Origin of the sequence: Arthrobacter sp. YD2 (assembly GCF_030410475.1) — a bacterium.
GTDB lineage: Bacteria > Actinomycetota > Actinomycetes > Actinomycetales > Micrococcaceae > Arthrobacter_B > Arthrobacter_B zhangbolii.
In genome coordinates this window covers 897,384-917,443 of sequence record NZ_JAUHHB010000001.1, presented here as the reverse complement: position 1 = coordinate 917,443, position 20,060 = coordinate 897,384, and the positions used below count along the sequence as shown (strand labels likewise).

Below are 20,060 nucleotides of genomic sequence, written 5' to 3'. Positions count from 1 at the left end.
CGGCTCAGGGGCGGTGCGCTTAAAGTCGTTGCCGCAATGCCCCGAGAAGTTCCGTGTTCTCGCCGAAAGCGACCGTAGGCGTGCAAAAGTGTGGCATTCGTTGCGCAAGAAGCCCGCAACCCGGAAACAGGCCCGCCCATTCCTTTCGGAATGCATTCCCCCGAGTATCTCACCACGGAGGGCACGCGAGCGGCCTTCATCCACTGCCACACAAACAATTGGTTTTCAGTCTAGCAGACTTAACGCCTTCCGCGGTGACGTGAGGCCAGGATCACTAACTGCGGGCCGCCAGGGCATCAGTGATGGTGGCCGATGCCTGCTGCAGATGCGGCAGCACGCGGGCCGCGGCATCTTCCAGTGTAGGCCCGCCCAGTCCCATCGTTGCCTGCATGGAGGTATTCAGGGCTGCGCAGACCCTGCCCTGGGGGTCGTACACGGGGACGGCGACAGAGCGCAGGCCCTGTTCGAGTTCCTGGTCCACCACTGCCCAGCCCTGTTCCCGGACGCCGGCAACCAGTTCGCGGAGCCGGACAGGGTCGGTGACGGTGCGGTCGGTGAGCGGTTGCAGGTCCACCGTGGTGAGGTAATCCTCGAACCGGTCTTCGGGCAGCCCGGCCAGCAGGACCCGCCCCATGGACGTTGCGTAGGCCGGGAAGCGCGTGCCCACGGCAATGCCCACGGTCATCAGCCGGCGGGTATGGATGCGGGCTATATAGACAATCTCGCTGCCGTCGAGCACGGATGCGGACGTGGACTCGGAGATCTGCCGGGACAGGTCCTCCAGTACGGGCTGGGCCAGCTGGGGCAGCGACTGGCCGGACAGGTAGGAATACCCCAGCTGCAGCACCAAAGCGGTGAGCTCGAAGGTCCGTCCGTCCGTGCGGATGTAGCCCAGTTCCACCAGGGTGAGCAGGAAGCGCCGGGCCGTGGCCCGGGTCAGGCCGGTGCGCCGGGAGACCTCGCTGAGCGTCATCTGCACGTGGTCGGCGTCGAACGCGCGAATCACCAGCAGGCCCCGGGCCAGCGACTGTACATACTGGTCGCTGGCCGGCACGGTCTCGCTCATCTGTCCCCCATGATTGGTGTCCTGCTAGCTTCCGTCCGCGGCGCGGATCAGCGGGATATCCATCTTCGACGCCAGCTCTTCGAAGGTGGTGCCAAAGGTCTCGCGTACGTGTACGCCGTCCTCCTTCAGCAAAAAGACTGCTTCATTAGTGTAGACGCGGGTCACGCAACCCACCCCTGTCAGCGGATAGCTGCACTCCTTGACCAGCTTGCTCACGCCGTCGCGCGTGAACAGCGACATCATGACGTAGACGTCCTTGGCTCCGGTGGCCAGATCCATCGCGCCGCCGACGGCGGGAATGGCATCGGGCGCGCCGGTGTGCCAGTTTGCCAGGTCGCCGGTGGCGGACACCTGGAAGGCGCCCAGTACGCAGACGTCCAGGTGTCCGCCCCGCATGATGGCGAAGGAGTCGGCATGGTGGAAGTAAGCTGCGCCCGGCAGCTCCGTTACCGGGATTTTTCCGGCGTTGATCAGGTCCGGATCCACCTCGTCGCCGTGTGCTTCCGGCCCCATGCCCAGCATGCCGTTCTCGGTGTGCAGGGTGACTTTCTGCTCGGGCACCAGATAGTTCGAGACCAGGGTGGGCTGCCCGATGCCCAGGTTCACGAAGGACCCGGGGGCAATGTCGGAGGCGACCAGGGCCGCGAGTTCGTTCTTGTCCAGCTTCTTGTCGGTGCTCATGCTGCGGCCGGTGCTTTCTCCCGGTCCACGCGGACCAGGCTGTTGACGTAGATCCCGGGAGTAACAACGTTTTCGGGGTCCAGTTCCCCAACGTCCACAATTTCGCGTACCTGCACGATGGCATGCCCGGCTGCGGCAGCCATGATGGGTCCGAAGTTCCGGGCCGTCTTGCGGTAGACCAGGTTGCCGGCTGTGTCAGCCCGCAGCGCCTTCACCAGGGCAAAGTCCGCGTGCAGTGGTGTTTCGAAGACGTAGCCGCGGCCATCTATGACCCGGGTTTCCTTGCCTTCGGCCAGCGGGGTTCCGTACGCGGTGGGAGTGAAGAAGCCGCCAATGCCGGCGCCGGCGGCCCGGATCCGTTCGGCCAGGTTGCCCTGGGGCACCAGTTCGAGTTCGATCTCCCCCGCACGGTACTTCGCGTCGAAGATCTGCGAGTCGGACTGCCGCGGGAAGGAGCAGATGATTTTCTTCACGCGGCCGGCACCGATCAGGGCTGCCAGGCCCTGTTCCCCGTTGCCTGCGTTGTTGTTGACCACGGTCAGGTCCGTGGCGCCCTGCCGCAGCAGCGCCTCGATCAGTTCCACGGGCTGGCCGGCGCGGCCGAATCCGCCAATCATTACGGTGGCCCCGTCGTGGATGGGCGCTACGGCCTCATCTGCGTCCTGCACTATGTTGAGCACGGTTTTTCCTAACGTGTGCGGTGTCTGGGTATCAGTTGGCGTTTTCGAGGACGACGGCGAGGCCCTGCCCGACGCCGATGCAGATGGCTGCCACGCCCCAGCGCTCTCCGGAATCCTGCAGGCGGCGGGCCAGCGTGCCCAGGATGCGGGTACCGGAGGCACCCAGCGGGTGGCCGATTGCCACGGCCCCGCCCCACGCGTTGACGATGGCCGGGTCCACGTCCCAGGCGTCCAGGCAGGCCAGCGACTGGGCGGCGAAGGCTTCGTTCAGTTCCACTGCTCCAACCTCGCTCCAGCTGATGCCGGCACGCTTCAGGGCAAGGTTGGCCGCTTCCACGGGGGCATAGCCGAAGAACTGCGGCTCATTGGCGGCGGCGCCGCGTCCGGCAATCCGTGCCAGCGGAGCCATGCCCAGGATGCCGGCGGCGTTCTCGTTGCCCAGCCAGGCTGCCGAAGCGCCGTCGTTCAGCGGTGAGGCGTTGCCTGCGGTCACGGTGCCGCCGGAGGCATCGTCGGAGGCGGGCCGGAAGACGGTGCGAAGGGTGGCCAGCTTTTCCACGGTGGAGCCTGCGCGGATGCTTTCGTCGCGGTCCAGCTCTACGCCGTCCACGGCAACGGTGAGATCCGCATATTTACCCTCGTCCCAGGCCTTGGCAGCCAGGGCGTGGGAGGCAGCGGCGAACTCGTCCTGGCGCTCACGGCTGATACCGTGCTTCTCGCGCAGCTGCTCGGTGGCTTCACCGAGGGAGACGGTCCATTCCTTGGGCATGGCCGGATTGACCAGGCGCCAGCCCAGGGTGGTGGAGGCCAGGGTCTGGTCCCCTGCCGGGTAGGGCTTCTCATTTTTCGGCAGTACCCAGGGGGCGCGGCTCATTGACTCGGCGCCGCCGATCAGCATCAGGTCGGCTTCGCCGGTGTTGATCTGGCGGGAGGCGATGAGTGCCGCGTCCAGCGAGGACCCGCAGAGCCGGTTCACCGTGGTGCCCGGAATCGAGGTGGGCAGTCCGGCCAGCAGGGTGGCCATCCTGGCCACGTTGCGGTTTTCCTCGCCGGCTCCGTTGGCATTGCCGAAAATCACCTCGTCGATGCGTGCCGGGTCCAGGCCGGGCGCGCGTGAGACGGACGCCTTGATGACCTGGGCGGCGAGGTCATCCGGGCGGACCCCGGCGAGGGCTCCGCCGAACTTCCCGAAGGGCGTACGGACTGCGTCGTAGATATAGGCCTGGTTCACCGGTACTCCTTGAAACTCAAAAAGAAAAGTCGAATGGCTGGGAAGGTTCGGGGGCCGCTAGGCCGCGGAGTCAATCTCGCGGAAGACGCCCTGCGCCACCTTGAAGGCGGAGTTCGCGGCGGGAACCCCGCAGTAGATGGCAGACTGCAGGACAATTTCCTTGATCTCGTCCCGGCTCAGGCCGTTGCGCAGCGCCGCCCGCACATGCATGGCGAATTCCTCCATGTGCCCGTGCGCAATCAGTGCCGTGAGCGTCACGGCGCTCCGCATGGTGCGGGGCAGGCCGGGGCGGGTCCAGATGGTTCCCCAGGCGTACTGGGTGATCATGTCCTGGAAGTCGGTGGTGAACTCGTCCTTGCCGGCGTTGGCACGGTCCACATGCTCGGAGCCCAGGACCTCCCGGCGTACGGCCATACCCTCGTTGTACACGTCCTGCCGGCTCTTGTGTCCGTCTGCAATCACGGTGTTATTTCCCTTCCGGATACTGGGTGCCAAAGAAATCCTTCAGCAGGTCGGCGGTCCGTCCCGGCTGCTCGACCGGGACCAGGTGGGCGGCGTCCTCAACGACGGCGGCCGTTCCGTTGGTAACCCGGTCCGCGATGAGCTCCGCGAACGACGGCGGGGTGACAACGTCCTGCGCACCGGCCACGGCAAGCACGGGGACGGTGATATCAGCGAGCCGGCCGCGGACGTCGAAGCCGGCCAGCGCGGAACAGCAGAAGGCGTAGGAGAAGCGGTCCGCGTTCTGCAGGGAGTGCAGCAGTGCGGACGCCGCAGCGGGTTCGCGTTCCATAAATCCGGGGGCGAACCAGCGTTGGCCGGAGCCGACCACCTGGGTGGGGGTACCCTGGACCCTGACGGTTTCACCGCGCTCTGCCCAGCCGTCGGCGTCGCCGATTTTGGCTCCGGAGCACAGCACTGCCACGGCCTGGAAGAGTTCGCCGTGGTCCAGCGCCAGCTGCAGCCCAACGGCACCGCCCAGCGAGACACCGGCGTAATAGACCGGCGCTTCAGGGGCAATATCGCCTGCGTTCCGGGCCCCGTTGACCAGATTGGCGACGCCGGCGGCCAGGTCTTCCAGGCTGAAGGCACCGGCGGCGGCGGGGCTGGCACCGTGGCCGGGCAGGTCCCAGCCGATGACGGTGAAGGTGTCCAGGGCAGCTGCCGTCCGGCTCCACAGCGGTGTCACTGCTGTTCCGAGCGACGGGCCGGCAATCAGGACGGGCGCTGCGGGACCGGCGGCGGAGAGGCGGGAGGCTTTGATGGCGGGAACACTCATGCTGAGGGCTTTCCGGGGTAGGCAGCCGTGATGCGCTCTATGAGTGCGGCGGCCTCCCCTACGTAGTTGACGGGGTCAAGGATGTCCGCGAGCCGGTCGTCGGAGAGGATGTCCTCCGGAACGGTGCTGCGCAGCACGGTTGCGAACGGCTCGCCGGTGGAGAGCGAGCGGGCGACGGCCTCGGATACCAGCTTCTTTCCGCGGCCGGCCACACCGTCGTCGAGCAGCGGGGCGACGACGGCCATGATCTTCTCGCTGACCACCAGCGGGCCGGCTGCTGCCAGATTCCGTTCCAGCGCCTGGGCGTGAACCTGCAGGCCCGCGGCCAGCTCGGCGAGTTTGGCGGCTGCTCCCCCGGCCAGGCGGAGCAGGGAGCGCAGGGCCTGCCATTCAACGTGCCAGGATCCGCTGGGACGCTCGTCGTCCGCCGCTGCGGCGGCAGCCTGCAGCTGCACGCCGTGGCCGGGAGCAGCAAGGGCTGCGCTGCGGATCAGTACGGACAGCACCGGGTTCTGCTTCTGCGGCATGGCGGAGGAACCGCCGCGGCCGGCGGCCCGCGGTTCGGACACCTCGCCGATCTCCGGCCGGCTCAGCAGCAGCACGTCGTTGGCCATTTTGCCTGCCGCTGCGGTGAAATCCTGCAGGGCAGCTCCGAGGCCGGTGACGGGCAGCCGGTTGGTCTGCCACGGTGCTACCGGCTCCGCCAGTCCCAGGGCAACGGCAAGGCGTGAGGTCAGGTCAAAGGGTCCGTCAGTGCCGCTGTGCGCCGCGGTCGCGGTGGTCAGCGCGGCCATGGTTCCGGATGCCCCGCCCCACTGCAGGGGCAGCCCGAGGGCGGCGGTGCGCAGCCCTTCGGCGGCCTGACCGACACCGTGCAGCCACTGCGCGGCGCGGAGCCCGAAGGTGGAGGGCAGGGAGTGCTGGGTCAGGGTCCGGGCAACACACAGGGTCCGGGCATGGCGCCGGGCAAGGTCTCCCAGTGCCGTGACGGCCCGGTCTGCGTCCGCGAGGATGGCCTCCAGCGCCCGGCTGGCCAGGAGCATCAGGGCGGTGTCCATGATGTCCTGGCTGGTGGCGCCGCGGTGGATCGCGCCGGCAGCCGCCGGGGATTGGGCCTGTGCCAGCTTCCGCAGGTCCGCGAGCAGGGGGATGACCGGGTTACCGCCGCCCTGTGCCCGTTCCGCCAGGGACGCGGCGTCATACAGGGAGGCGTCGCTGACGGCCGCCACGGCAGCGGGCGCTTCAGGGTCGGCCAGCCCGGCGTCCGCCAGCACCCGCACCCAGGCCAGCTCCACGTCCAGCAGGGCCTGGAGCAGCGCCGTGTCCCCCGTCAGCGCGGCCACCCGGGTACCGGCCCATGCCGGTGCGAGCAGGCCGTAGTCGGCGCTCTCCGCTGCACCCACGCCTAGGCTCCCGGGTAGGTGAGGAAAACTGTTTCGTTCTCCCCCTGCAGCGAGATGTTCCAGCGCAGTCCGCCGTCGGCCTCGCGCGTGGCAATGAGGGTGCGCCGCCGCTCCTCGGGGAGCGAGGAAAGCAGGGCGTCGCGTGCCAGCGCTTCCTCGTCATCGGGCAGGTACATGCGGGTATGCAGCTTATTCAGCAGGCCGCGGGCGAAGATCACGAAGGAAATGAAGGGCGCTGAACCTGCTTCGGTGGGGCCGGGGTTTACCGTGGTGAACGTGTAGTTTCCCGTGTTGTCCACGGCTGTGCGGCCCCAGCCGGTGAAGGTGTAGCCGTCCCGGACCAGCGAGCCGGTCTGCTGCGGGATGTTGCCCTCAGCGTCGGCCTGCCAGATTTCGAGCAGGGCATCGGGGATGGTTTCCCCGGCGCCGTCCGTGACCGTTCCCTGCAGCCGGATGCTGCCGGGCAGGCCCGGTGCAAGGAGCTGGTTGTCCTTCTCGAAGGGAAGCGCGTATCCGTAGAACGGGCCGATGGTCTGCCCGGGTGTGGCGGTAAGTTTCTGCTCGCTCATTTACTCTGCGTCCTCGTCTTCCATCCAGGTGCGGTTGCTGCCGGTGAGCACAATGTCCCAGTTGTAGCCGGTGGCCCACTCATGCGATGTCAGGTTGTGGTCATACGTGGCCACGAGGCGGTCGCGTGCCTTCTGATCGGTAATCGACTGGTAGATCGGGTCCAGCGCGAACAGCGGATCGCCGGGGAAATACATCTGGGTGATCATGCGCTGGGTGAAGTCGGTGCCGAACAGGGAGAAATGGATGTGGGCCGGGCGCCAGGCGTTGAAGTGGTTCTTCCAGGGGTAGGGCCCGGGCTTGATGGTGGTGAACTCGTAGTAGCCGTCGTCGGTGGTGATGCAGCGGCCGACGCCGGTGAAGTTCGGGTCCAGCGGAGCCGGATGCTGGTCCCGCTTGTGGATGTAGCGGCCGGCCGAGTTGGCCTGCCAGATTTCCACCAGCTGGTTGCGCACGGGCCGTCCGTCGCCGTCGAGGATCCGGCCGCGGACAATGATGCGCTCCCCCAGGGGCTCGCCGTTGTGCTGGATGGTCAGATCGCTCTCCAGGGCGTGCACGTCCTGGTGTCCGAACGCCGGTGACCACAGTTCGATTGTCTCGGGGTCAACGTGGTGCGGATCCTTGGTGGGGTGGCGCAGGATGGAGCTGCGGTAAGGAGGGAAGTCGATGCGGGGCTGGCTTTCCGGGGCGGCGCCGTCATGTACGGACTTGTCATACGCCGCGTGGACCGAGGCAATCTCCGCCGAAATCTGGTCCTGCGACGCCTGCGCCGCATCCAGTTTCTCGACGACATGGCTGTTCTGGAAAAGATCCTTTTCCATTTCCATGGTTTTTCCTTTCGACTTCGAGCGCATCCTTGCACTCCGGCTATCCAACAGCGTCCGCGTGGTCGAGACCACACTACACCGCTTGTTCATCTTGTGTACAGGTGTTCGTCATACGAACGAAATTAGGAGTTGGGCCACCCGGTGTAAGCCTCGGCCAGGTATGCGCTGCCATGCCGGGAGGCAACGACGCCGCTGAGCTCGCCCAGCGCACGCTTGCGTTCAAAGGGGCTGGCATCTTCGCGGGTGTGCAGCATGGACGTCATCCAGTAGGAGAAGTTCTGCGCCCGCCAGACCCGCTTTAGTGCCTTGTCGCTGTAGCCTTCCAGCAGTTCGGGCGACTTGGTGGCATAGAAGGAGTCAATGGCTTCGAACAGTACCTGCACGTCGGCCAGGGCCAGGTTCAGCCCCTTGGCTCCGGTGGGCGGAACCGTATGTCCGGCGTCGCCGGCAAGGAAGAGGTTGCCGTAGCGCAGCGGCTCGCAGACATAGCTGCGGAACTTCAGCACAGTTTTTTCGAAGATCGGCCCTCGCTTGAGTTCGAATCCGTCCGGACCTTCCACACGCGCCTGCAGCTCGTCCCAGATCCGCTCTTCGCTCCAGGCCTCCGGATCCTCGTTTGGATCCGACTGGAAGTACATGCGCTGGACATGCTCGTTCCGCTGGCTGATCAGCGCAAACCCGCGGTCGGAATTGGCATAGATGAGTTCCGGCGCGCTGGGGGCGGCCTCGGTGAGGATTCCGAACCAGGCAAAGGGGTATTCGATGAAGTTATCCGTGCGGGCGTCCTTGGGGATGGAGCGCTTGCAGATGCCGGCGGAGCCGTCGGAGCCTACCAGCAGCTCGCAGTGGATCTCGAACTCCGTACCCTCAGCGTCCGTGAAGAGAATCTTCGGGGTGTCAGTGGTGAGGTCGGTAACGGAGGTGTCGCTGACGCCGTAGCGTACGTCACCGCCGTCGCGCTCCCGGGCCGCGGCCAGGTCGGTGAACACTTCATTCTGCGGGTACAGCCAGACCGATTCCCCGACCAGGTCCTGGAAGTCGATCCGGTGGCTTACGCCGCCAAAGCGAAGATCGATTCCGTCATGCCGGTATCCGTCCGTAAGCACCCGGTCGCTGACTCCGGTCTCGGTGAGCATGCGCACGCTGCCGTGCTCCAGGATGCCTGCGCGATGGGTGGTGCGGATGGTTTCGTGGTCCCGCTTTTCCACCACGATGTTCTCGATCCCGGATTTCGAGAGCAGATGGGAGAGCATCAGGCCTGCCGGGCCGCCTCCTACAATGCCGACCTGCGTCTTGATAACCGTGCGCTGTGCGCCCATCTGGTACTCCCCTTGGAAAATCTGTTGCGGTTCCTGGTCTCCAGTGTGACTGCGCGCACAACGTGTTACCCAGAGGGTTCCCATTCAATGGGAATCCCGGTCCGGTTCCCACCTTCATCGACCGGCTGCCGCGGGTTATCGGCCGTAATGCGGCCCGGCGGCGTCCGCCCGCACCCCCAGCCCGCGCGAGATACCCCGCGCCGCGGTCATCAGTGCGGGCACGGTGGCTGAGATGTTCTCCTCCCCCGTCGGCACCACCACGCCGATTGCAGCCACCGCCGTTCCTCCGGCTCCGAACACGGGCACGGCTATCCCGGTGGTCTCGGGCACGACGGCGCCGGGCAGGCTGGCGCTGCCCTGCAGCCGCATCTGGGCCCACGCCGCCCGCAGGCCCCGCACCTCGTCCGGTTCCAGGTTTCGCTTCGACAGATATGCCTCCTGCTGGTGCCTGGGAGCGTGGGCCATCATGACCATCCCGGAGGAGGAGACATGCACCGGCAGGCGTCCCGCTACCTGCGCGTGGTTGAGCACGGAACCGTGGCTGGACAGCCGCTCGATGAACAGCACCTCGTCCTGGCTGAGGATGGACAGCTGGGTGTGCTGCCGGACCACGGCCTGAATGTCCTCCATAAAGGGCATGGCTATCTGTTTGAGGCCAAGGGCGGCGGAACTGCGGTTGACCAGTTCCCACAGCCGCAGGCCCAGGCGGACACTGCCGCCGGATTCCTTCTGCAGGAAACCGTGACCCATCAGGTCATTGACAATCCGGTGAGTGGTGGACAGCGGCAGCCCGGTGCGGCGTGCCAGCGTGGCCACGGACATGCTCGGGCGGGTTCCGTCGAAGGCACCGATAATCCGCACAATCCGGTCCGTCATGGACTCACCCGTTGGAGAATTCGCCATGACATTCAGTCTGGCACAACGCTGCCGGCCGCCGGGGAGCGGTTAAACGCGGAAGGTCCCGCACCCTGGTGGGTACGGGACCTTCCTCTGCTTGCGCTTTCCTTAGCGGAAGTCGCTGCCCATGTCGTAGTCATCCAGCGGGATGGCGTGGAACTCGGGGCTGAGGCCGCCGTCAACTCCGGCGTAGTCGAAGTCGCTGAAGGCGCTCGGGCCGGTGAACAGGTTGGCCTTTGCTTCCTCGGTCGGCTCGACAGTGACCTCGGTGTAACGGGGCAGGCCCGTTCCGGCCGGGATCAGCTTACCGATGATGACGTTCTCCTTGAGGCCGAGCAGCGGATCGCTCTTGCCTTCCATGGCCGCCTGCGTCAGGACGCGGGTGGTCTCCTGGAAGGAAGCTGCGGACAGCCAGGACTCGGTGGCCAGGGAGGCCTTGGTGATACCCATCAGTTCCGGACGGCCCGAAGCAGGCTTCTTGCCTTCCGAAACCACGCGGCGGTTCTCGCTCTCGAACCGGCGTCGTTCGGTCAGCTCACCCGGGAGCAGATCGGAATCGCCGGACTCAATCACGGTCACGCGGCGCAGCATCTGGCGGACAATAACCTCGACGTGCTTGTCGTGGATGCCCACACCCTGGCTGCGGTACACGCGCTGGACTTCGTCCACCAGGAACTCCTGTGCCTTGCGCGGGCCGAGGATACGGAGGATCTGCTTGGGATCCACCGCACCGAAGACCAGCTGCTGGCCAACCTCGACGTGGTCGCCGTCGGCAACCAGGAGGCGTGCACGGCGCAGGACCGGGTACGCGATTTCCTCGGAGCCGTCATCGGGAGTGACAACCAGACGCATCTGGCGGTCGGTCTCTTCGATGGTGACCCGGCCCGCGGTCTCGGAGATCGGAGCAACACCCTTAGGCGTACGTGCTTCGAAGAGCTCCTGGATACGGGGCAGACCCTGGGTGATGTCCTCAGCAGAAGCAACACCACCGGTGTGGAAGGTACGCATGGTCAGCTGGGTACCCGGCTCACCAATGGACTGTGCAGCGATGATGCCCACGGCCTCGCCGATGTCCACGGTCTTACCCGTGGCCAGGGAGCGGCCGTAGCAAAGTGCACAGGTACCGACGGCGGACTCACAGGTGAGTACGGAGCGGACCTTGATGTCGGTAACACCGGCTTCGAACAGCTTCGCGATGAGCACGTCGCCCACATCGTCGCCGCCCTTGGCCAGGACGTTGCCCTGCGGATCGGTGACGTCGGTGGCCAGCGTACGGGCGTAGGCCGAGTTCTCGACCTCTTCGTGCAGCTGCAGCTCACCGTTGGCATCCGGAACCGCGATGGTCACGTTCAGGCCGCGCTCGGTGCCGCAGTCTTCCTCGCGGACAATAACGTCCTGCGAAACGTCCACCAGACGACGGGTCAGGTAACCCGAGTTGGCGGTACGCAGAGCGGTATCGGCGAGACCCTTACGGGCACCGTGCGTGGCGATGAAGTATTCCAGCACCGACAGGCCCTCACGGTAGGAGGACTTAATCGGACGCGGGATGATCTCGCCCTTAGGGTTGGCCACCAGACCACGGATACCGGCAATCTGCCGGACCTGCAGCCAGTTACCACGGGCGCCGGAGGAGACCATGCGGTTGATGTTGTTGAATTCGGGCATGTTTGCCCGCATTGCAGCAGCAACCTCGTTGGTGGCCTTGTTCCAGATATCGATCAGTTCCTGGCGGCGCTCGTCTTCAGCGATCAGGCCCTTGCCGTACTGGCTTTCAACCTTGGCAGCCTGAGCTTCGTAGCCCTCCATAATGGCCGGCTTGTCGATCGGAGCCGCGATATCGGAGATGGCGACGGTAACGCCCGAGCGGGTGGCCCAGTAGAAACCGGAGTCCTTCAGGTTATCCAGCGTGGCAGCCGTGACAACCTTCGGGTACCGCTCAGCGAGATCGTTGACGATCGCCGAAAGCTGTCCCTTGTCTGCAACCTTCGCAACCCAGGGGTAGTCCGCCGGCAGGGTCTGGTTGAACAGAACCTGGCCGAGGGAGGTTTCGATGAGGGCGGGGGTGCCTTCTTCCCAACCTTCCGGTGCGGGCTGGTCTGCGCTGGGGACGAAGCCGTCAACGCGGATCTTGACCAGGGCGTTCAGGTGCAGCTCGCCCATGTCCGAGGCCATGATGGCTTCGGCCAGGGATCCGAACACGCGGCCTTCACCGGCAGCACCGGGGCGCTTGGTGGTGAGGTGGTGCAGGCCGATGATCATATCCTGCGAAGGCAGGGTGACCGGGCGGCCGTCGGACGGCTTCAGGATGTTGTTCGAGGACAGCATCAGGATGCGTGCTTCAGCCTGCGCTTCGGGGCTCAGCGGCAGGTGTACTGCCATCTGGTCACCGTCGAAGTCTGCGTTGAAGGCGCCACAGACCAGCGGGTGCAGCTGAAGGGCCTTGCCTTCAACAAGCTGCGGCTCGAAGGCCTGGATGCCGAGGCGGTGCAGGGTGGGTGCACGGTTGAGCAGCACCGGGTGTTCGGTGATGATCTCTTCCAGCACGTCCCAGACCTGCGGGCGGAAACGCTCGACCATACGCTTGGCGCTCTTGATGTTCTGGGCGTGGTTGAGGTCAACCAGACGCTTCATCACGAACGGCTTGAAGAGCTCCAGGGCCATCTGCTTGGGCAGACCGCACTGGTGCAGCTTCAGCTGCGGGCCGACAACGATGACGGAACGGCCGGAGTAGTCAACACGCTTACCCAGCAGGTTCTGGCGGAAGCGGCCCTGCTTGCCCTTGAGCATGTCGGACAGCGACTTCAGCGGACGGTTGCCCGGTCCGGTGACCGGACGGCCGCGGCGGCCGTTGTCGAACAGGGAGTCAACAGCTTCCTGCAGCATGCGCTTTTCGTTGTTCACGATGATCTCGGGGGCACCGAGATCCAGCAGGCGCTTCAGGCGGTTGTTTCGGTTGATCACGCGGCGGTACAGGTCGTTGAGGTCGGACGTCGCGAAACGTCCGCCGTCGAGCTGGACCATCGGGCGCAGTTCCGGCGGGATGACCGGGACGGCGTCCAGAACCATGCCCAGCGGGCTGTTCGAGGTGGTCAGGAACGCGTTGACAACCTTCAGGCGCTTCAGGGCACGCGTCTTGCGCTGGCCCTTGCCGTTCTGGATGATGTCGCGCAGCGACTCGGACTCGGCCTGCATGTCGAAGTCTTCAAGACGCTTCTTGATGGCTTCGGCACCCATGGAGCCTTCGAAGTACAGACCGTAGCGGTCACGCAGTTCGCGGTAGAGGCCTTCGTCGCCTTCCAGGTCGCCGACCTTGAGGTTCTTGAACCGGTCCCAGACCTGCTCGAGGCGCTCGATGTTGTGGTCGGCGTCGCGGCGTACCTTGGCCATCTGGCGGTCGGCGGAGTCGCGGGCCTTCTTCTTGTCGGCAGCCTTGGCGCCTTCGCCTTCGAGGCGGGCAAGCTCGCCTTCGAGATCCTTGGCGATCGCAGCGATGTCGGAGTCGCGCTGGTCGACCAGGTGCTTGCGCTCCAGGTCGTGCTCGGCCTGCAGGTTCGGCAGCTCGGCGTGGCGGTTCTCTTCGTCAACCGAGGTGATCATGTAGGCAGCGAAGTAAATGACCTTCTCAAGGTCCTTCGGTGCAAGGTCCAGCAGGTAGCCCAGGCGGGAGGGGACACCCTTGAAGTACCAGATATGCGTCACGGGAGCGGCGAGCTCAATGTGGCCCATCCGTTCGCGGCGAACCTTGGCACGGGTCACCTCAACGCCGCAGCGCTCACAGATGATGCCCTTGAAGCGCACGCGCTTGTACTTGCCGCAGTAGCACTCCCAGTCACGGGAAGGACCGAAGATCTTTTCGCAGAAAAGACCGTCCTTCTCCGGCTTCAGGGTTCGGTAGTTGATGGTTTCCGGCTTCTTGACCTCGCCGTAAGACCAGCCACGGATTTCATCCGCGGTGGCAAGGCCGATTCGCATAAGGCCGAACGTGGAATCGTTGGACATGGGTCCCTGTTCTCTCTTGTTCTCTAAATCTGAATGTCTCGGGGTACGGAAAGAGCTCTAGGTGACCATCCCACTGGCGCCAGGCGGTCCTGGTTAGGCGGCTTTAATATTCCGTTGCGAGCTCTGCGAGCCGCGGAATTTCGTTGCCGCCGTTCCGGACCGTCCCGGCGCCAGCCGGGACGGTGCAACTGCTGCTAAACCTCTTCTACTGAGCTCGGCTCTGCGCGGGACAGATCGATACCCAGTTCTTCCGCGGCCCGGAAGACTTCTTCATCCGAGTCACGCATTTCAATCGTGTTGCCCTCGGTGGAGAGGACTTCCACATTCAGGCAGAGCGACTGCATTTCCTTGATCAGGACCTTGAACGATTCCGGAACACCGGGCTCCGGGATGTTCTCGCCCTTGACGATGGCTTCGTAGACCTTCACGCGGCCGTGGATGTCATCGGACTTGATCGTGAGCAGTTCCTGCAGCGTGTAGGCGGCGCCGTACGCTTCCAGGGCCCAGACTTCCATTTCACCGAAGCGCTGTCCGCCGAACTGTGCCTTACCACCCAGCGGCTGCTGCGTGATCATGGAGTACGGTCCGGTGGAACGGGCGTGGATCTTGTCATCCACCAGGTGGTGGAGCTTCAGGATGTACATGTAGCCCACGGAGATCGGGTCCGGGAACGGCTGGCCGGAGCGGCCGTCGAACATCCGGGCCTTGCCCGAGGCACCGATCAGGCGGTTGCCGTCACGGGTCACGTTGGTGGAATCGAGCAGGCCGGTGATTTCGTCCTCACTGGCACCGTCGAACACCGGGGTGGCAACCGTGGTGGGGCCGGTCTCGCGCGGCAGGTTCGGCAGGTCCTTGACCCAGTCCGGCTCGCCCTCGATCTTCCACCCCTGCTTGGCAGCCCAGCCCAGGTGGATTTCCAGAACCTGGCCGACGTTCATACGGCCCGGAACACCCAGCGGGTTCAGGATGATGTCGACGGGGGTTCCGTCTTCCATGAACGGCATATCTTCGATCGGGAGGATCTTGGAGATGACGCCCTTGTTGCCGTGGCGGCCGGCCAGCTTGTCGCCGTCCGTGATCTTGCGCTTGTGTGCCACGTACACGCGGACCAGCTGGTTCACGCCCGGGGGCAGCTCGTCGTCATTGTCGCGGTCGAAGATGCGCACGCCGATGACGGTTCCGGACTCGCCGTGGGGAACCTTCAGGGAGGTGTCGCGGACTTCGCGGCTCTTCTCGCCGAAGATGGCGCGCAGCAGGCGCTCCTCGGGGGTCAGTTCCGTTTCGCCCTTCGGGGTGACACGGCCAACCAGGATGTCGCCGGCTTCAACCTCGGCACCGATGTGGATGATGCCGCGCTCGTCGAGCTGCGACAGCACTTCCTCGGAGACGTTCGGGATGTCGCGGGTGATTTCCTCGGCACCAAGCTTGGTGTCGCGGGCGTCAACCTCGTGCTCCTCGATGTGGATCGAGGTCAGGACATCGTCGGAGACCATGCGCTGGGACAGGATGATGGCATCTTCGTAGTTGTGGCCTTCCCATGACATGAATGCCACGAGCAGGTTCTTACCAAGGGCCAGTTCACCCTGGTCCGTTGCGGGACCGTCGGCGATGATGCTGTTGACCTCAACGCGGGCACCTTCGGAGACCAGCACGCGCTGGTTGTAGGCGTTGCCCTGGTTGGAGCGCTCGAACTTCATGATCGGGTAGCTGGTCTCGGTGCCGTCGTCGTTCATAACGGTGACGAGGTCAGCGGAAACCTCGGTGACTACACCGGGCTTCTTCGCGGTCACGGAGTCGCCGGCGTCAACTGCGGTGTACTTCTCCATGCCGGTGCCCACTACGGGGCGCTCGGAACGGAGCAGCGGCACAGCCTGGCGCTGCATGTTCGCACCCATGAGGGCGCGGTTGGCGTCGTCGTGCTCGAGGAACGGAATCAGGGCGGTAGCCACCGACACCATCTGGCGCGGGGAGACGTCCATGTACTCGACCTCGTCCGGCTCGACGAGAACGGGCTCGCCGGAACCGCCGCGGGCACGAACGAGGACCAGGTCCTCTTCGAAGTGCTGGTCGGCGCGCAGCGGAGCGTTTGCCTGGGCAATGGTGCGCTCTACTTCGTCATCGGCGGTCAGGTAATCGACCTTGTCGGTGACGACGCCGTTTTCAACCTTGCGGTACGGGGTTTCGATGAAGCCGAAGGCGTTGATGCGGCCGTAGGAAGCCAGCGAACCGATCAGGCCGATGTTCGGGCCTTCAGGGGTTTCGATGGGGCACATGCGGCCGTAGTGGGACGGGTGAACGTCTCGGACTTCCATGCCTGCACGGTCACGGGACAGACCGCCCGGGCCCAGTGCGGACAGGCGGCGCTTGTGCGTCAGGCCGGCCAGCGGGTTGTTCTGGTCCATGAACTGCGAGAGCTGGGACGTTCCGAAGAACTCCTTGATGGCAGCCACAACGGGACGGATGTTGATCAGGGTCTGCGGCGTGATGGCCTCGACGTCCTGGGTGGTCATCCGTTCGCGGACCACACGCTCCATGCGGGACAGGCCCGTGCGGATCTGGTTTTCGATCAGTTCGCCGACGGCGCGGATACGGCGGTTGCCGAAGTGGTCGATGTCATCGACCTCAACGCGGATCTCGACGTCTTCGCCGTCGCGCTTGCCCGGAACCGTCTTCTCACCGGCGTGCAGTGCCACCAGGAACTTGATCATGGCGACAATGTCGTCATTGTTCAGTACCGAAGCATCGGAATCCGTCAGCGGCTTGTCGATGCCCAGCTTGCGGTTGATCTTGTAACGGCCAACCTTGGCGAGATCGTAGCGCTTCGGGTTGAAGTACAGGTTCTCCAGCAGGGTCTTGGCGGCTTCCACCGTGGGCGGCTCGCCCGGTCGCAGCTTGCGGTAGATGTCCAGCAGGGCATCTTCCTGCGTTTCCGTGGGGTCCTTTTCCAGGGTGGCACGGATGGAGTCGTATTCGCCGAAGGTCTCGAGGATCTGGCCTTCAGTCCAGCCCAGTGCCTTCAGCAGGACGGTAACCGACTGCTTGCGCTTGCGGTCAAGGCGGACGCCGACCTGATCGCGCTTGTCGATTTCCAGTTCGAACCAGGCACCGCGGGAAGGAATGATCTTCGCGGTGTAGATGTCCTTGTCACTGGTCTTGTCCGCGGTGCGCTCGAAGTAGGCGCCCGGGGAACGGACCAGCTGGGAAACAACAACACGCTCGGTGCCGTTGATGACGAACGTTCCCTTGTCTGTCATCAGGGGGAAGTCGCCCATGAACACGGTCTGCTGCTTGATTTCGCCCGTGTTGTTGTTCATGAACTCGGCCTTAACGTACAGCGGAGCCGAGTACGTTGCGTCCCGGTCCTTGCACTCAGCCATGGTGTACTTCGGGTCGGCAAACTCCGGCTCCGAGAAGCTCAGGGACATGGTGCCCTGGAAGTCTTCGATCGGGGAGATTTCCTCGAAGATGTCGGCCAGGCCGGACGTGGTTGCAATACCCTGCTCGCCGGTTTCCCGCGCCTTTTCGACCCGGGCCTTCCAGCGCTCGTTGCCGACGAGCCAGTCAAAGCTGTCCGTCTGCAGGGCAAGAAGATTGGGAACGTCAAGCGGTTCGTGAATCTTTGCGAATGAAATCCGGGAAGCTGCGTTCTCCGGATTAGTAGCGGTTTCGTTATTAGAGGTGCTCGAGGCGACCAAGAGGGATCCTTCCACAGACCTTCAGGCGTGTTTCGCGCTTCCTCCCCTGCACTGCACGGACCGAGTCCGTGTGCGTCCCGACGTCCGGCAACAGGTGCACCCGCATACTACGGATACCGCCCGGCACGGAACATAGCCCACCGCTATATGAAGGCTGAAGGTTAACAGGAGGAAGCAAATATCCACTATAGGGCATTATGGGCACACAAGTCTACCCGATTTCATAACCCTGCGTCGCTCAACCCCTCAGAATCCCACAAGGATCCGGCTTACGAGGGAGCAGCAGGCAACATGCAACGGCTGATAAACAGCCGGTAAGCGGCTGGTGCAACACCGGATAGTAACCCGGTACTGGACCTGGTACTAACCCGGTAGTAACCCTTACCCGAGACCCCTTCCGGAGCATCGGATACAGATACCTTACCGCAAGATCGGCGGAATGTGGGTGTGGAGGGTGTCGGAGACCGCGCAGGCATGTGACTGCGATCTCCCTGCCGGCTGTGAGGTGGCGTAGCCTTATCCCAGCGTTGGATCCATCCCTGCCATGTCTTTAAGGACGAAACAGCCTTTAAGGACGAAACAGTCTTCAATGACGAACACAGCAACGAAAGTGAACTCATCCGCTATGAGCAACTCCGCAGCCCCCGCGGCAGCAGTCCCTACCGAAGTGGTAATTGTCGGCGGCGCACGCACTCCCCAGGGCCGGCTCAACGGGCAGCTGGCCCCCTTTACCGCCGTTGACCTCGGAGCGTTCGCCATCAGCGGCGCCCTGGAGAAGTCCGGGGTTCCGGCGGCCGATGTCGACACCGTCATCATGGGCCATGTGGTCCAGGCCGGGTGCGGGCAGAACCCGGCCCGCCAGTCCTCCATTAAGGCGGGCATCGGATGGGATGTCCCCACGGTCACCATCAACAAGGTCTGCCTCTCCGGCCTGGCCGCAGTCATTGATGCAGCCCGCCTGATCCGCGGCGGCGAGGCCACCGTGGTGGTGGCCGGCGGCCAGGAATCCATGACCCGCGGGCCGCACCTGCTGCCCGGCTCCCGCCAGGGCTGGAACTACGGGAACATTTCCGCGGTGGACTCAGTGGCACATGACGGCCTCACGGACGCCTTCGACAACGATTCGATGGGAATCTCCACCGAGCGCGGCAACACCAAGCTGGCCATCAAGCGGCTGGAACAGGACGAAGTGGCTGCAGCCTCCCACCAGCGGGCAGCGGCCGCCATGGCTGCCGGCATCTTCGACGCCGAGATCGTTCCGGTGACCGTGCCGCAGCGCAAGGGCGAGCCGCTGGTACTCACCAGCGACGAAGGCGTGCGGCCCGCGACCACCACGGAGACCCTGGCCGGGCTGCGGCCGGCCTTCGATCCGGAGGGCACCATCACGGCCGGCAACTCCTCCCCGCTGTCGGACGGAGCCGCGGCCCTGGTCCTCACCACGCGTGCCTACGCCACCGAGCACGGCTTGGAAGTCCTCGCGTCCGTCGGTATGCCGGGCCAGGTGGCCGGGCCGGACAACACCTTGCATTCCCAGCCTTCCAACGCCCTGTTCGCGGCACTGGAGCGCGCCGGCTGGAATGTCCCGGATCTGGACTTCATCGAGATCAACGAGGCCTTCGGAGCCGTTGCCGTCCAGTCCCTGAACGAACTGGGAATGGACCTGGAGCAGTGCAACCTGCATGGCGGGGCCATTGCCCTGGGCCACCCGATCGGCGCTTCCGGTGCCCGGCTCGCCCTGACCGCTGCGCACGAGCTGCTCCGGCGGGGCTCGGGGCGTGCCGGGGTTGCCCTCTGCGGCGGCGGCGGGCAGGGTGAAGCCCTGCTGCTCTTCCGCGAAGAGTCCTAGCGCGCCGGGCCCGGCCGCCGTCGTTCCCGACGACGGCGGCCGTCACCGCAACTGCACTGCGCCCCTGACCGGGAACACAAAAAGACCCCGCCCAAAGGACGGGGTCTTTTTGTGTTCTACAGCCGGAGCTGCAAAAGGAAAACTACTTGACGGTGACGGTGGCGCCGGCAGCTTCGAGAGCTTCCTTGGCCTTGTCAGCGGCTTCCTTGTTGGCGCCTTCGAGGACGGCCTTCGGAGCGCTGTCAACCAGGTCCTTGGCTTCCTTCAGACCCAGGGAAGTCAGGGCACGGACTTCCTTGATCACTGCGATCTTCTTGTCGCCGGCAGCTTCGAGGATGACGTCGAATTCGGTCTTCTCTTCAGCAGCGTCAGCAGCGCCGCCGGCGGCGGGGCCTGCAACTGCAACAGCAGCAGCGGTGACGTCGAAGGTCTCTTCGAAGAGCTTCACGAAGTCGGAGAGCTCGATGATGGACAGTTCCTTGAAAGCTTCAATGAGCTCTTCGTTGGTGAGCTTCGCCATGGTGTGGCGTCCTTCCTATAGTTGGTGCACGCAGGCACCGGAGATTGGAT

Annotated in this window: 15 protein-coding genes; 1 reads left to right on the top strand and 14 read right to left on the bottom strand. The window is 64.7% G+C overall.

Translation table 11 applies throughout. The annotated features are described in order from the left end of the window. Positions 1-274: 274 nt before the first annotated feature. The 13 genes from QWJ37_RS04515 to rpoB all read right to left on the bottom strand — a co-directional run bounded on the left by QWJ37_RS04515 (position 275) and on the right by rpoB (position 17,644). Complete coding sequence (locus QWJ37_RS04515) at positions 275-1,066, bottom strand: IclR family transcriptional regulator C-terminal domain-containing protein (RefSeq protein WP_290244343.1); 792 nt, start codon at positions 1,064-1,066, stop codon at positions 275-277. A 24-nt stretch (positions 1,067-1,090) separates the two neighbouring features. Further along, complete coding sequence (locus tag QWJ37_RS04510; protein WP_290244341.1) at positions 1,091-1,747, bottom strand: 3-oxoacid CoA-transferase subunit B; 657 nt, start codon at positions 1,745-1,747, stop codon at positions 1,091-1,093. Next, positions 1,744-2,427: a 3-oxoacid CoA-transferase subunit A gene (locus tag QWJ37_RS04505; RefSeq protein ID WP_227903875.1), complete on the bottom strand. Its 684-nt coding sequence runs from the start codon at positions 2,425-2,427 to the stop codon at positions 1,744-1,746. Before QWJ37_RS04505 ends, QWJ37_RS04510 begins: the two co-directional genes overlap by 4 nt. A gap of 31 nt (positions 2,428-2,458) precedes the next feature. Continuing rightward, a complete protein-coding gene (locus QWJ37_RS04500; protein WP_290244339.1) occupies positions 2,459-3,658 on the bottom strand; it encodes a thiolase family protein in 1,200 nt (399 codons plus the stop codon). A 57-nt stretch (positions 3,659-3,715) separates the two neighbouring features. Next, the gene (gene pcaC, locus QWJ37_RS04495; protein WP_227928782.1) at positions 3,716-4,120 is read right to left on the bottom strand and encodes a 4-carboxymuconolactone decarboxylase; all 405 of its coding nucleotides are present in this window, start codon (positions 4,118-4,120) and stop codon (positions 3,716-3,718) included. A gap of 4 nt (positions 4,121-4,124) precedes the next feature. Continuing rightward, positions 4,125-4,937, bottom strand: coding sequence for an alpha/beta fold hydrolase (locus tag QWJ37_RS04490; protein WP_290244337.1), 813 nt, complete (start codon positions 4,935-4,937; stop codon positions 4,125-4,127). Continuing rightward, the gene (locus tag QWJ37_RS04485; protein ID WP_290244335.1) at positions 4,934-6,340 is read right to left on the bottom strand and encodes a lyase family protein; all 1,407 of its coding nucleotides are present in this window, start codon (positions 6,338-6,340) and stop codon (positions 4,934-4,936) included. Before QWJ37_RS04485 ends, QWJ37_RS04490 begins: the two co-directional genes overlap by 4 nt. 2 nt (positions 6,341-6,342) lie before the next feature. Beyond that, positions 6,343-6,909, bottom strand: coding sequence for a protocatechuate 3,4-dioxygenase subunit alpha (gene pcaG, locus QWJ37_RS04480; RefSeq protein ID WP_227928776.1), 567 nt, complete (start codon positions 6,907-6,909; stop codon positions 6,343-6,345). Beyond that, positions 6,910-7,728, bottom strand: a complete 819-nt coding sequence (gene pcaH, locus QWJ37_RS04475; RefSeq protein WP_227904000.1) for a protocatechuate 3,4-dioxygenase subunit beta — start codon at positions 7,726-7,728, stop codon at positions 6,910-6,912. Positions 7,729-7,856: 128 nt separating this feature from the next. Further along, a complete protein-coding gene (locus QWJ37_RS04470; RefSeq protein WP_290244332.1) occupies positions 7,857-9,053 on the bottom strand; it encodes a 4-hydroxybenzoate 3-monooxygenase in 1,197 nt (398 codons plus the stop codon). Positions 9,054-9,188: 135 nt separating this feature from the next. Continuing rightward, positions 9,189-9,956 carry an IclR family transcriptional regulator gene (locus tag QWJ37_RS04465; RefSeq protein ID WP_290244330.1) on the bottom strand — a complete coding sequence of 256 codons (768 nt, stop codon included), beginning with the start codon at positions 9,954-9,956 and terminating at the stop codon, positions 9,189-9,191. Between the two features lie 102 nt (positions 9,957-10,058). Next, positions 10,059-13,949: a DNA-directed RNA polymerase subunit beta' gene (locus tag QWJ37_RS04460; protein WP_227903888.1), complete on the bottom strand. Its 3,891-nt coding sequence runs from the start codon at positions 13,947-13,949 to the stop codon at positions 10,059-10,061. A 194-nt stretch (positions 13,950-14,143) separates the two neighbouring features. Then, positions 14,144-17,644, bottom strand: a complete 3,501-nt coding sequence (gene rpoB / locus QWJ37_RS04455; protein WP_227903889.1) for a DNA-directed RNA polymerase subunit beta — start codon at positions 17,642-17,644, stop codon at positions 14,144-14,146. Positions 17,645-18,269: 625 nt separating this feature from the next. On the opposite strand from rpoB, the gene QWJ37_RS04450 reads away from it, so the two are divergent. After that, entirely contained in the window at positions 18,270-19,490 is a 1,221-nt protein-coding gene (locus tag QWJ37_RS04450) for an acetyl-CoA C-acetyltransferase (RefSeq protein ID WP_227903891.1), read from the top strand. 142 nt (positions 19,491-19,632) lie between these two features. On the opposite strand, the gene rplL is transcribed toward QWJ37_RS04450, so the two are convergent. After that, on the bottom strand, positions 19,633-20,010 hold the full coding sequence (gene rplL / locus QWJ37_RS04445) for a 50S ribosomal protein L7/L12 (protein WP_227903893.1): 378 nt from the start codon (positions 20,008-20,010) through the stop codon (positions 19,633-19,635). Between the last annotated feature and the right edge of the window lie 50 nt (positions 20,011-20,060).

Excerpts from the sequence above, each read along its gene's own strand:
- QWJ37_RS04515 (WP_290244343.1), bottom strand. The coding sequence starts at position 1,066 with ATGAGCGAGACCGTGCCGGCCAGCGACCAGTATGTACAGTCGCTGGCC.
- QWJ37_RS04510 (WP_290244341.1), bottom strand. The coding sequence starts at position 1,747 with ATGAGCACCGACAAGAAGCTGGACAAGAACGAACTCGCGGCCCTGGTC.
- QWJ37_RS04490 (WP_290244337.1), bottom strand. The coding sequence starts at position 4,937 with ATGAGTGTTCCCGCCATCAAAGCCTCCCGCCTCTCCGCCGCCGGTCCC.
- pcaG (WP_227928776.1), bottom strand. The coding sequence starts at position 6,909 with ATGAGCGAGCAGAAACTTACCGCCACACCCGGGCAGACCATCGGCCCG.
- pcaH (WP_227904000.1), bottom strand. The coding sequence starts at position 7,728 with ATGGAAAAGGATCTTTTCCAGAACAGCCATGTCGTCGAGAAACTGGAT.
- QWJ37_RS04470 (WP_290244332.1), bottom strand. The coding sequence starts at position 9,053 with ATGGGCGCACAGCGCACGGTTATCAAGACGCAGGTCGGCATTGTAGGA.
- QWJ37_RS04465 (WP_290244330.1), bottom strand. The coding sequence starts at position 9,956 with ATGGCGAATTCTCCAACGGGTGAGTCCATGACGGACCGGATTGTGCGG.
- QWJ37_RS04460 (WP_227903888.1), bottom strand. The coding sequence starts at position 13,949 with ATGTCCAACGATTCCACGTTCGGCCTTATGCGAATCGGCCTTGCCACC.
- QWJ37_RS04450 (WP_227903891.1), top strand. The coding sequence starts at position 18,270 with ATGAGCAACTCCGCAGCCCCCGCGGCAGCAGTCCCTACCGAAGTGGTA.
- rplL (WP_227903893.1), bottom strand. The coding sequence starts at position 20,010 with ATGGCGAAGCTCACCAACGAAGAGCTCATTGAAGCTTTCAAGGAACTG.